9 protein-coding genes are annotated in these 13,728 nt (G+C 40.2%); 3 read left to right on the forward strand and 6 right to left on the reverse strand.

Going from position 1 to position 13,728, the window contains the following annotated elements:
* The 6 genes from ABXZ32_RS03375 to ABXZ32_RS03400 all read right to left on the reverse strand — a co-directional run bounded on the left by ABXZ32_RS03375 (position 1) and on the right by ABXZ32_RS03400 (position 6,198).
* Entirely contained in the window at positions 1 to 1,431 is a 1,431-nt protein-coding gene (locus ABXZ32_RS03375; protein WP_354617250.1) for a DUF5723 family protein, read from the reverse strand.
* Positions 1,428 to 1,967, reverse strand: a complete 540-nt coding sequence (locus ABXZ32_RS03380; protein ID WP_354617251.1) for a hypothetical protein — start codon at positions 1,965 to 1,967, stop codon at positions 1,428 to 1,430. Before ABXZ32_RS03380 ends, ABXZ32_RS03375 begins: the two co-directional genes overlap by 4 nt.
* A gap of 74 nt (positions 1,968 to 2,041) precedes the next feature.
* The gene (locus ABXZ32_RS03385) at positions 2,042 to 2,731 is read right to left on the reverse strand and encodes a YjjG family noncanonical pyrimidine nucleotidase (protein ID WP_354617252.1); all 690 of its coding nucleotides are present in this window, start codon (positions 2,729 to 2,731) and stop codon (positions 2,042 to 2,044) included.
* Entirely contained in the window at positions 2,724 to 4,019 is a 1,296-nt protein-coding gene (locus tag ABXZ32_RS03390) for a polysaccharide deacetylase family protein (RefSeq protein WP_408016591.1), read from the reverse strand. Before ABXZ32_RS03390 ends, ABXZ32_RS03385 begins: the two co-directional genes overlap by 8 nt.
* Before the next feature lie 41 nt (positions 4,020 to 4,060).
* A complete protein-coding gene (radC, locus tag ABXZ32_RS03395) occupies positions 4,061 to 4,759 on the reverse strand; it encodes a RadC family protein (RefSeq protein WP_354617254.1) in 699 nt (232 codons plus the stop codon).
* An 80-nt stretch (positions 4,760 to 4,839) separates the two neighbouring features.
* A complete protein-coding gene (locus tag ABXZ32_RS03400) occupies positions 4,840 to 6,198 on the reverse strand; it encodes a UDP-N-acetylmuramate--L-alanine ligase (protein WP_354617255.1) in 1,359 nt (452 codons plus the stop codon).
* Positions 6,199 to 6,342: 144 nt separating this feature from the next.
* On the opposite strand from ABXZ32_RS03400, the gene ABXZ32_RS03405 reads away from it, so the two are divergent.
* The 3 genes from ABXZ32_RS03405 (at position 6,343) to ABXZ32_RS03415 (ending at position 13,709) form a co-directional block, all read left to right on the forward strand.
* Positions 6,343 to 6,660 (forward strand): cupin domain-containing protein, encoded by a 318-nt coding sequence (locus ABXZ32_RS03405; protein ID WP_354617256.1) that lies wholly within the window; start codon positions 6,343 to 6,345, stop codon positions 6,658 to 6,660.
* Positions 6,661 to 6,662: 2 nt separating this feature from the next.
* Complete coding sequence (locus ABXZ32_RS03410) at positions 6,663 to 7,448, forward strand: SDR family oxidoreductase (protein WP_354617257.1); 786 nt, start codon at positions 6,663 to 6,665, stop codon at positions 7,446 to 7,448.
* A gap of 195 nt (positions 7,449 to 7,643) precedes the next feature.
* A complete protein-coding gene (locus tag ABXZ32_RS03415; RefSeq protein WP_354617258.1) occupies positions 7,644 to 13,709 on the forward strand; it encodes an alpha-2-macroglobulin family protein in 6,066 nt (2,021 codons plus the stop codon).
* Positions 13,710 to 13,728 lie beyond the last annotated feature (19 nt).

The raw sequence follows: 13,728 nt of genomic DNA on the forward strand, positions 1-13,728 counted from the left end.
TCATTTTCTGCCCCAAGATATAATATTTAATCCGAATTGGAAAGAGGCATATTTACTCGCAAAGACATTCCTATACCCTAGCAAATTATCCGCCATGGCATAAAGTTCAACAGGTCCGGCCTGCATACTCATACCCAATCCAATATTGGAAAAGGAGAATTTATCTACAGTATAGGTGGTTTTGAGCGCCAGGAAATTGCCGAATTTATGCATGTAAAAAGCGGTCAGTGCCGCTTGTGGACCTCTTGGCCTGTTGATCATATACAGTTGTCCGCCCACACTATTGGTATACTCTGGAAGTCTTCCTTTTAATCCACCCCCATCCGAGGTACATTCACAATCTTCCTCTGAGGTCAATGGTTTACCAAAATTATGGCGTATGGAGGCATTGAGTTTTGTTGGTCTAAAATTAATATAACTGTTCCTATTGTCTTCAAAAGGAATAAGCTCTTCTATCTCATCTACAAGATCCTGCCAAAAATCTTTATTGGGATCCGCTAGGGCTTCTGGAAGTATGATGGAGATACCTTCATTTGTGGCGCTTCCTTTCAGGGTATAATTCTTAACATCTGTAGTATGACGTATAAAGCCGATATCCAAAATGCTCCCGGTCACCAAGGTTTTGTTATTGAGTCTGTATGTAAATCCAACATCCAGACCCAAACCTAAATCGCCCCCAAAAAGGGCCCTTTTAATAAACGTTTGGGACACCCCTTGGTCTCCTTCTACAAGACCGTCGATACCTGACGTCCTGACCGTCATATCTGCATCAAGTGTATTTGCAAGTAGATTGTTTTGACCTGGATTGGTTACAAAATAACCAGAATTATTGGTAGAGCTAATATCAAAAATACCTGAATACAATTTCCCTCTAACTCCAACCCTAAGGGTATTGTTCAATTTTCGGTTGAGGCCAAAATGAAAAACATTGACCACTTCTCCGCGAACCTTCAGATGGTCCAAATTAAAGCTATTGCCAATATAATTGGCATTGCCCTCGAATCCCAATATCGCCAAATCCTGAGGCCAGTAGGTGATCATATCCTCCTCCAAATACATCCCGAAGGAATAAAAATCATCGGGTCTATTTTTGCTTCTAAACCCTACATTCAAGAATTCTACCTGTATCGTCTCACTGATCTCATCCCTAAAATCCATGCCAAAAATAGCCCTATCCCTTACTTTTGTGGTAATGTCCACGCCATCATTGGCAAAAATATCGTTGACTGAAATACCACTGGTTCCGGCAGCTGCAGAAATACCAGAAAGCATGGGGACACCACTATACCATTGATAGTTTGCCCTAGCTCCAGGATTTAGCATCAAGGCCTGTGGCACTGCCATAAAATCGTATAGCAATTGTTTATTTTGGGCCAATATGGAAGAGGAGCACAAAAGAAGAAAAACGACAATTTGTTTTTTTAATCTCATTCAAGCTCAACCTTAAAGGATCCACTGGAACGCAGTATTATTTTGGGATCAGATTCACTGGAAACACTGGTATCATCGCTTAGATTCTGTGCGCTCACCCTGATGGCAGAGGTGTTTTTTATTATATCGATGCTCCTACCCCCCGGGCCATAGGCGATTTCCACTCTCTTAATAAATACTGGAGGTGCAGGTTCCACAAGTATGGGTTCCGTGTCCAGCACATTTCCGTTTTCATCCAATAATTCTATAATGATCTCGAGTGTCTTACTTGTCGAATTTTCTATCTCGTACGTTAGGACACCGCTAAGTACACCTTCAGCAAAAAACCCCTCTGCAAAGGCATCAAAATTGAAATCTTCCGAATAGAACTCCCCTGGCACCACAGCATTAATTTGGTCTTCTGCTGCTTCCATATACAATATACTGGATGTGATGGTAGGGGTAATGCTCAGGTCTTCCAATTGGTTGAAATCCTGTTCTTGCATGCATGAACTGCATAGGGCTATTAACAGAAATAGGGAGACGAAGTACTTCATTGTGACTCTAATTTAAAGAATCTTTAGGCTCCACATTTCGTGGCAGTTACCTAAATGATACTACTTCTACAACTCTATAAATAGGATTTTATTTCATTAAGCTCATTTATCATGTCACAATAGTCATGTTTTTTATCATTATGAACATTAAAATGTAGTGCATGAAGCCCCATGGCCCTGGCTCCCATGATGTCTGCCTCCAAACTGTCCCCTATCATAATGGACTTTTCAGGGGTAACATTTGCCTTTTGGAGGGCCAGTTGGTAAATTATGGGATTAGGTTTCTTTACCCCAGCCATTTCAGAATCTATGATCTGATCAAAATAGCTATGAATGTTGGCATTTTTTAATTTTTTTTCCTGAATTTCCTGAAAGCCATTGGTAATGATATGGAGCTTATATTTTGGTTTTAGATAGTCCAAGATATCCACTGTATTGGGAAACAAATGCGTAAAAGAGCACAAATGTTCTATATATTGCTCAGAAAGAACATGGATGGTTTCGTCCGATATGGTAAAGCCCAATGAATCAAAAGTCTGTTTTAACCTTTGGTACCTTAAATCTTCCTTAATAATTTTTCCATCCCTATAGAGTTTCCAAAATTCGAGGTTAAGGGGGACATAAACCCTCAAAAAATCATTCAGATCTACGCCTACCCTATTGGCCTGTAATATCTTATCAAAGGTTAGCGCGGAATTCTTTTCAAAATCCCAAAGGGTGTGGTCCAAATCGAAAAAAACGTCGGTTACAATATCTCTAAACATAAAACCTCTTTAAAACTGTACTATATAAATCTATCCAATCTATTTTACTCTCGCCACCAAGCAATTCATTAGAAAAAACACTGATAAACTCTCCTTTGACCTCTTTTGTTTCTTTATATAAGAAAGATATCTTTTCCAGTATCTCTTCCTTATCCTTGTATTTCATCAAAGCGTAATCATGTACTGCAAAGGGATGTACCTTAATGGGTTGTTGTACCTCCAAAGGAATATCATAAAAGAAAAATGGTGTACAGGTACCTGCCCTAAAACCTATTTCATGGGTATATCCCATTGTATAATCATCGGTGAATTCTGTTTCAACGAGGTTGCGATAGGTCGTTGGGATATCTACCCTGTTGTACCGCATCCTAGAAGCATTGATCGGCCTATTTATCACCTGTGACAACTGCTTTTTTTCCTCTTTTAATAAAGCAATATTGTCAAAGGAACTATACGAGGCACCCAGGGACACTATGCTGTAATCTGCAACCGATTTAATTAAGTGCCTAAACCTATTGTTATTGGGTGACACATTTTTGTCATAGGTAGAATATTCAGCAAATTGGAAAAAGAACATACTCCCAACCCCATAATTCTTATGAAGCTCTATAAGACTGGAGAAATTATCAAAAGGATCCAATCCTGGATTAAGCCAAACCATAAAACGCTCTGCCACGCGTTTAAATTTGAGAGAACCTAAATCCAAAACCAAACCAGCAAGACTCCTAACAAACCCTCTATGGGCGTAACAATGGGACGTTGTTACATCTATGATAGACGTATAGGAAAACCCTCTTTCCTTCACCTCCATATTGGGGAACCTTTCCTTTAATTCTTTAAGTAACTGGAAGGCCCAAATATCTACCACCGGCCATTCTAAAAAATCATTCTGATAGGCCAAGCTTTCTGTGGGAGGAAACCTACCATGCACGTCTTTTACATGGGGCAAATATTCTTCATACCTAGATATCAGATAAAAACTGGCAGCGAAAATATCAAAAGGAATATTGCTCCTATCCCCGGTAACGAAAAAACAGGGTACACCATCCCATTCCGCCATTTTAAATTGTAAGTCGTTAATCCCCTGTTCGAAAAGTAAATCATTACTACGAACAAAAAACTCATTCTGTAAAGGCTGTTTGGTATAGGTTATTTTTGGACCGGTATGTTTAATAAAATCTTCAACCTTGGTAGTAAACACAACCTCTATCCCCAGAATTCGAGTAAAAATGTGCTTCATGATGTAGGTGAAGCGAGAAGTAATCTTATGGGTATATATCAACAACATAGGTTCCTATAATTCCAAGTATAATGATTTCCAGACATTTTTTATAGCATGGCGTTATCCGCAAAGCTAAAATAATCTTGCTGGGTAATGATCACATGATCCAAAACTTTTATATCCAAAGCCTCTGCAGCTAATTTTAGTTTACTGGTGACCTTCTTATCCGCTTCACTAGGTTTTAATGTGCCCGATGGATGGTTATGTGCCAAAATAAGACCAACTGCACCCAGTTCCAGTGCCTGTTTCAATACCAAGCGCACATCTACCAAAGTGCCTGTGATCCCTCCTTTGCTCAAAAGAGCGGAGAGCATCACTTTATTTGCATTGTTCAGGTAAACAATCCAAAACTCCTCATGGGGAAGTTCACCCATCATTGGTTGCAACAGTTCGAATACACTATTACTACTTGTTATTTTAGTAATCTTCTGTGCTGCTTCCCCTCTTCTTCTCCTACCCATTTCAAGGGCTGCTGCAATGGTTACAGCTTTGGCTTCCCCTATACCCTTAAACTGCATTAACTGTTTTATGGAAAGTTTTCCCAGTTCGTTCAGGTTATTGTTGGCCGATGCCAAAATCCTTTTTGCAAGTTCTACAGCACTTTCATTTCTACCACCTGATCCAATCAAAATAGCGATCAATTCAGCATCTGAAAGCACGGATTTTCCCTTATGCACCAATTTTTCTCTAGGTTTGTCATCATTGGACCAATGTTTAATGGAGAAATAAGTCGATTTTTCTTGCATCTGTTAAAGATAACAAACAAAATAATCCAAAATAATATCCTAGAAAAAAATCTCTTTCCAGCCCATAATCAGCTTCGCTCTCAATTGTCCATAAGGCCTTTCACCTCATCGAAATCCAATCCCCCATAATTCCCGGAACTCATAAGCAAGAGTACGGAATCCTCAAAATTTTGTCGGAACAGGAATTCTTTGAAAGAAAGTGCATCCGTATATATTTTAAGATCGGTTCTTTCAAAAGCCGCTGCAATTTGATCCTTGGTCACTTCCTCCAGCTGTTTGATCTTAACAGATTCAGGGGAATAAAAAACCACGGCCTCATCAGCAAACTCCAGTGCCCCTTTGTATTCCTTTAAAAATTCGGCATTCAAACTGCTATACGTATGCAGTTCCAGACAAGCCAAGAGCTTTTTATCTTGATACTGCTCCTTGACAGCCCTAGTTGTTGCCGCTACCTTACTTGGCGAATGAGCAAAATCCTTGTACGCTACGCTACTTCTTCCCTCTCCTATTTTTTCCAACCGTTTGGAGGCGCCTTTAAAAGTGGCTATTGCCTCATAAAAGTCGGCCTCATCAATCCCCATATTTTGGCAGATCCACTTAGCACCTGCCAAATTGCTCAGGTTGTGCTTCCCAAAAACCTCAATAGGCATTGGTCCCTCTTCGGTCTCCAGTAGGGTCTCGCCATTTTCAACAGCATATGCAGGTGTTTCATAGGGCAATTTCCTGATAGAGTTCTCAGAAGCTTCCACTACTCTTTTTACCTCGGGATCTTCTATATTATAGGTGATGCTTCCTCCCTTGACAATACTGTCCACAAATATCTGGAACTGCTCCACATAATTCTCATAGGTCGGGAATACATTGATATGGTCCCATGCAATTCCACTTAACAAAGCAATATTGGGCTTGTACAAATGAAACTTGGGCCTTCTATCTATGGGAGAAGACAAATATTCGTCCCCTTCCAATACGATAAAATCATTTTCTTCTGTTAAATGCACCATTCGGTCAAAGCCCTCCAATTGAGCGCCCACCATATAATCAACTGGCCTATCGTGATAATCCAAAACATGGAGAATCATAGAGGTAATGGTGGTTTTACCATGGCTGCCCCCTATAACCACCCTAGTCTTATGTTTGGATTGCTCATATAAAAATTCAGGATAGGAATATATCTTCAAACCCATTTCTTGGGCCTTGAGCAGTTCTGGATTATTTGGTTTGGCGTGCATTCCCAAAATCACTGCATCCAATCCTTGGTGGATATTCTCAGGATACCAACCAAAAGCTTTGGGCAAGAGACCTTTGGCTTCCAACCGCCCTTTTGAAGGTTCAAATATTACGTCATCGCTCCCGGTAATGACATAGCCTTTATGGTATAGGGCCAGAGCCAGATTGTGCATGGCACTTCCGCCAATAGCTATAAAATGAATGTGCATTTAATCAATTTTAAAAAGGTAAAGATAAGGATTGCAGGAGCCTAATAAAATTTAAATCATCCGTTTTTGAACCACATCCAACACCTTTTTTTAGGGACTCCAAATATTGAATATTGCTTATATTCGTAGAAAGAACAAGAACATATGCATATTAAATTAAAAGATGTAACTCCAAAAGAAATAATGCCGGGATATCATGGAAAACTGGTACACACACAAAACATGAGCCTAGCCTTTTGGGAGGTGGAAAAAGGGGCAGAGGTCCCTGAACACTCCCATATGAACGAACAGGTAATGCAGGTATTGGAAGGTAGCTTTGAATTTACATTAGACGGCAATAGCCAGGTTTATGGGCCAGGGGATCTCGTGATCATTGCCCCGCATATACCCCATAGTGGCAAGGCCCTTACCGACTGTAAGTTGATGGATACTTTTAGTCCTACAAGAGAAGAATACAAATAATCATGAATATATCTTTAATTGGAAAAAAGGCTTTGGTTGGCGGTAGTAGCCAAGGCATAGGAAAGGCTATAGGCCAGCAACTAGCTGCTTGTGGTGCGAGTGTTACCCTAATGGCGCGCAGTGGGGATAAACTGAAAGATATTATTTCCCAATTGCCAACGGAGCACGGGCAACACCATCAATACTTGGAGGTTGACTTTACCGACTTCAATTCCTATCGTGAAATTATTGAGAATTATTTTAGGAATAATTCGGTGGATATCCTTGTAAACAATACGCAAGGTCCGGCTTCCGGTGGAGCAATGGAAAAAAAAGTTGAAGATTACCAGACAGCTTTTGATTTGTTGTTTAAAACAGTAGTCTATACCTCGGAACTTGCATTAAAGGGAATGATAGATAAGAAATATGGCCGGATCATCAATATCGCCTCCGTTTCCGTAAAAGAGCCTTTATCCTATCTCACCTTGAGCAATTCCATAAGGGCGGCAGTGACCACTTGGGCCAAAACACTGGCTGCTGATGTCGGCCAATATGGTATTACCGTCAATAGTACCCTTACAGGTTATTTTGATACAGAAAGACTAAAAAATCTTAACAGCGCCAAAGCGAAGTCGTTTGGAATCCCTTTGGAAGAGGTGAACCAACAAATGCTTAAGAATGTTCCCGTAGGTAGATTTGGAGACCCGAAGGAGTATGGATATCTAGTGTCCTTTTTAGCTTCTGAACAAGCATCATTTATAACAGGAACCAATATCCCTATTGATGGAGGAATGCTAAAATCACTCTAGATTGAGCCTAGTTACCACAACATCAAACTAAAAGTCCCACTTGCCATTGGGACTTTTCTTCTTTAGGCTCCCATTTTGGTACTCTTTTTGTAATTGAGGTTATAGTAATACTTGCGGATCCCTATATTTTGATGGCCATTCTTTATTGAGGATGGACATACTTGAAAATTCATTTTTGTTCCTAAATTTATGCATATGAAACACTTAGCTTTTTTACTTCCTATTCTCCTATGTATCCAACTGGGCCATGGCCAAATTAACGGGAATACTTCGTATGATCCCCTCTGGAAAGAAGTATCCCAACTGGAAGAAAAATCCTTGACAAAATCCGCCCTGGAAGTAGTAAAGACCATATCCCAAAAAGCTAAAAAAGAGCAAAATTCGCCACAGACGATTAAAGCATTATTGTATTCTTCCAAATACTTGATGGTATTGGAAGAGGAATCGCAATTGACCATTGTAAATGAATTCAAAAGTGAGATTGCCCAAGCCACTACACCCACAAAGAACATATTAGAGAGCTATTTGGCCAACCTGTATTGGCAATATTATCAACAGAACCGCTTTGAGTTCTACAATCGGACAAAGACAGAAAGCAAGGTAGACCTCATAGATTTTAGGACCTGGGACCTGAGCACCTTATTTGAAGAAATTAGCATTCATTTTGAACGCTCCCTGGAAAACACCGAGGAGCTACAAAAATTGGACATCAATCTCTTTAAAGAAATTCTCAATCAGCAAAAGGATTCCCGTGCATACAGACCTACCCTATATGATGTCTTGGCCCATACTGCATTGGATTTTTACAGGACGAGTGAAAATGGCATCACTAATCCTTCTTATAAATTTGAATTGGACAAGCCCGAGTATTTTGCCCCGGCAGAAGAATTCAGTGCCCTACCTTTAATTGTAAAAGATAGCAGCTCTCTTCAATTAAAAGCCTTGAAACTATATCAGGAACTTTTAACATTCCATCAAAAAGACCCTTCTCGTTTAGCATTGGCAAATGTGGATTTAGAACGCCTACGTTTTATAAAACAATATAGCATCATTGAAGAGGCGGACCAATTCTATTTGGACGCATTGAAAAATAGCGCTACATCTTATAGGGAGGAGGTGGCAGCGTTATTCAATTATGAGATTGCTGCATTATATGACCAATGGGCGAACAACTACGATCCAAAAACCGATGTAACACAACAATGGAAGCGGAAAGAAGCATTGGAAATCTGTAATGCCATCATAGAAAAATATCCAAAAAGCAGAGCTGCTGAAAATTCCCTGGCGTTAAAAACACAAATTCTATCCAAGAACCTTCAATTAAAAGCTGAAAGTCATCTGCAAATAAATCTACCATCACGAATCTTGGTGAACTACAAAAATATGGATGGGCTAAAACTTACCGCCCATATTATAACGGAGGATGAAAAAGCTCAATTGGAAAAAATTTATCCCATAGAAAAGCAAAGTGCTTTTATAAAAAGACTGCCAGTTGCCAAACAATGGACAGGAACGCTTAAAAACGTTGGGGACTATCAGAATCACAGCACAGAAATATTGCTCCCTGCCTTACCGAATGGCTCATACACTATCCTTGCCGTAAATGATGCTACATTTGCCTTTCAAACAGTACAGGTAACTGACCTCGCCATTGTACAAACAAGGGGAGCAAATGAACAAATGTTCCAGGTCATTAATAGAGCTAATGGTTATCCCGTTTCAGGAGCCCAGGTTACCTTCAGCTATCAAACAAATTACAACGGGCCTTTAAAAGAACATATCTATCTCACAGATAAACAAGGCTTCATCGTCATTCAGCTTTCAGATGATAGATGGACAAATCTCACTATGACTGTTAGATCCAAAGAGGATGTTGCCACTTTTGGAACCTACTTTATTTCCAAAAAGACAGACATCAACAATCCTACGGAAACCAGTTATTTCTCATCCCTTTTTCTGGATCGTAGCATTTACAGACCAGGCCAAGTGGTATTTTTTAAGGGAATCGCCATCAAAAGAAACAACGTGTCCACTTCGATATTAAACAACACAAAAGTGGTAGCAACTCTCCTCAATGCCAATAGCCAGGAAGTAGGCAGGCAGGAATATACAACCAATGATTATGGCTCCTTTAATGGGCAGTTCATTTTGCCCAATTACGGTCTTACAGGGGAATACTCATTAGTCATAAACTCCGAAGAAGTTAATTTAAGCGGACAATCCAATTTTTCAGTGGAGGAATATAAGCGCCCAAAATTTAAAACCCGTATTGATCCGGTAACGGAAACCTATAAAGTAAATGACAGTATTCTTTTAACGGGGACTGCCACTGCCTTTGCCGGCAGCACCATTACCAACGCAAAGGTTAATTATACGGTGCGCAGGATTGTTGAATATCCTGTATGGTATTATTGGAGTCGCCCATATGTAAAAAGTACTGCCCAAGAAATTGCACATGGGGAAACTATTACCAATGAAGAGGGCAAATATGAATTTAAGTTCAAGGCAATCCCTGATAGTAGTATTCCAGAGGAAGATCTCCCCATTTTCACCTATGAAGTCACGGTGGATGTAACGGATATCAACGGAGAAACTCATAGTACTTCAAAAATGGTACGTGTAGGCTACCATTCCCTATTGGCGAAAATAATAGTTCCGAATAGGTTGGACAAGTCTAAAAGCGATCAATCTATCGAAATCAGCACTACCAATCTCAATGGCCAAGAGGTTCCCGCAAAGGGCACCCTTAAAATATATAAATTAAAGGGTCCGGATAACGTCCTTAGAGAACGGCCATGGCCGGCTCCAGAATTTTCCTCCTTTACAAAAGAGGAGTTTAAGACCCTATTCCCTTACGAACCATATTCCAATGAAGAAGATCCAACAAACTGGGAAAAAGGAGCTTTGGTTTGGCAAGCCGATTTTGATACGGAAAAAATGGACAAATTAAGCTTGGGCCAAATCAAATCATGGGAATCTGGAAGGTATGCTATTGAACTGGAATCTACTGATAGATTTGGCAAGGCCGTAAAGGATGTAGTACATACCACCGCTTTTTGGAAGAAGGACAAAAATTTAGCGGATAATCAATTATTCGACCTCAAGACCGATAAGGAAGCCTACGCCTTAGGAGAAACAGCAAAACTTACTTTGGCCACAAGCGCGAAATCCCTTAAGGTGACATTATTTATTGAAAAGGATAAAAAAAATATAGAAACTATTATTGTACCCCTATCCAATAACAGCAAAACTATTTCAATTCCAATTGGGGCAACCGATTTGGGCGGCTTTGCCATTCGCTATAGCTTTTCTGCCTTTAATGGGTTTGTAACTGGAACCCAAAGCATTAGTGTGCCGTACCCATCTACCCAACTGGATGTGGAGACCATTACTTTCAGGGATAAGTTGGCACCTGGTGCCGAGGAAAAATGGAGCTTTAAAATTAAAGGACCAAAAGGAGAAAAAGTGGCTGCCGAAGTTTTGGCCAGTATGTACGATGCTTCTTTGGATTCTTTTAGGGAACACAATTGGTATTTCAGCCCCTTAGAAAAGTCTTCTTATCATTCCATTTACTACTCAAATGCTCACCAAAGCTTTGGAACCGTATATTTCAATACAAAAATAGATGAAGTGGATAGCCCACAGTTTACTCCTCAAGGATATGACTCCTTCAATTGGTTCAACTTTTATTTCGGAACTGGGAATAGAATGTACAGAACTGAAATGATGATGAAAAATTCTGGACCAATCGCCATGGAAGATTCAGAAGGTGTACAAGAACAAGCTGAGGAAGTAATTGCTCCAAATCCAATTTATATGGGCAAGGTCAATGATGGTAATGATAAAACTACAGTTGATAAAGAATCCGAACCAGAAAAGGTCCAAATTCGAAGAAACCTTCAAGAAACTGCTTTTTTCTTCCCTAAATTAATGACGGATCCAGAAGGCAACGTTACTTTTAGTTTCCTCACCCCAGAAGCCCTTACACAATGGAAGCTTCAGTTATTGGCGCATACCGCTACCTTGGAAAGTACAGTGAGGACCTTTGAAGCCCTTACCCAAAAAGAACTCATGGTTACACCTAATATCCCTAGGTTTCTGAGAGAAGGGGATACCATCACCATAAGTAGCAAAATAAGCAACCTCACAGATCACCAATTAACTGGCAAGGCCACTATTCTTTTGGAGGATGCCCTAACGGGAAAGGATATTACTTATGATCTACTTTTGTCATCGGCTGAACCGAGCACGGCTGATGAGAAGGAATTTAAGGTAGCATCCAAAAACAATACACAGGTATCTTGGACAATTACAATTCCAAAAAACCTCCAAGCTGTCCAATTTACAGTCATGGCAAAAGCGGGAGATTTTAGCGATGGCGAACAGAACACCCTTCCCGTTCTTACCAATAGAATGTTGGTGACAGAAACCATGCCCATGTGGGTCAGTGGAATTGACACCAAAACATTTACGCTGGACAAGCTAAAGGAAACTACCTCAACCACGAGGAGCAACCATAAGCTCACCCTGGAAATCACCTCCAATCCCGCCTGGTATGCGTTGCAGGCGCTCCCCTATCTGATGGAGTATCCATATGAATGCAACGAGCAGATATTTTCTAGGTTGTATGCCAATACCCTGGCCAATCATATCACAAAATCAAATCCGAAAATTAAATCCGTTTTTGATCAATGGGCAAAATCTGATGCCTTGGTGAGCGATCTAGAAAAGAATCAGGCTCTAAAATCTATTCTAATTCAGGAAACCCCTTGGCTAAGGGATGCCCAATCGGAAACAGAAAAGAAAAAAAGGATAGCCCTTTTGTTCAATAGTAATCATGTGGCCCAGGAACAGCAATTGGCATTGAACAAACTTCTAAACAACCAAATGTCCAACGGGGCATGGGCCTGGTTTCATGGAGGTCCTGCCAATAGGTATATTACCCAACACATATTGGCTGGAATAGGGCATTTAAGGCAACTAGATACTGGACTTTCCGATGAGAATGCTAGACTACTTGAAGAAAGAGCTCTTGGCTATCTACAGGGGGAATTTATAGCCGAGTACGAAGAGATGAAAAAACATATGGATAATATCAATGGGGATCATCTAAGTGCAATACAGATTCATTACTTATATATTCGCAGCCTTTTTAAGGACCAACCCGAATCTGAAAAAGTCCAAGAGGCGGTACAGTATTACTTAGGTCAGGCAAAGAAGTATTGGACAAAGAAAAGCTTATATGAAAAAGGCATGATAGCACTTGTATTCCATAGGCAGGACATGGCATCCGAAGCCGAGAAAATAATGCAATCCCTAAAGGAAAACAGTATCGAAAGCGAAGAATTGGGCATGTACTGGAAGGAAAACACAGCTTCTTGGTATTGGCATCAATCACCCATTGAAACACAAGCACTCATGATCGAGGCTTTTGCCGAGATAGGCAGTACGGACCCATTAGATAATCAGATCATAGAGCATCTCAAAATATGGTTGTTAAAAAACAAGCAGACCAATAACTGGCAAACCACCAAGGCCACTACAGACGCCATATACGCTTTATTGCTAGAAGGCAACGATTGGCTTTCCATAACCGAGGCCGTGGATGTACGTTTAGGTGGGAATAGAATGGGACCATGGAAATTAGATAGCCAAAAAAAGGAACAAACACCTATAGAAGCCGGTAGTGGATATTATCAAACCTCATGGAAGGGAATTGAAATTAAGCCAGAAATGGCCGAAGTTCAGTTGAGCAAAAAAGGTAACGGCATAGCCTGGGGTGCTTTGTATTGGCAGTATTTTGAGGATTTGGACAAGATAACCCCAGCAAAATCTCCTTTACAACTGGATAAAAAATTGTTTTTGAAAAGGAATACAGATTTAGGGGAAGAACTCAAAGAAATCACCGAAGATACCCCGTTGAATGTTGGTGATCTAGTCAGAACCAGAATTGTAGTAAAGGTCGACAGGAAAATGGAGTTTATCCATCTCAAAGATATGAGAGCTGCAGGTTTGGAGCCTATAAACGTTATATCCCAATACAAATGGCAAGATGGATTGGGTTATTATGAAAGTACTAAAGACGCAGCCACAAATTTCTTTTTTGATAACCTGCCAAAAGGAGTTTTTGTCTTTGAATACGACCTCAGGGTGAACAACACTGGTGTTTTCAGTAATGGAATTACAACCATTCAAAGTATGTATGCCCCCGAATTTAGTAGCCATAGCGAAGGGACGAGAATTCGCATAATGGAGAAATAGTTATGAATTTCTTAATATG

The sequence above is a fragment of the Sediminicola luteus genome (genome assembly GCF_040566555.1).
Taxonomy (GTDB): domain Bacteria; phylum Bacteroidota; class Bacteroidia; order Flavobacteriales; family Flavobacteriaceae; genus Sediminicola.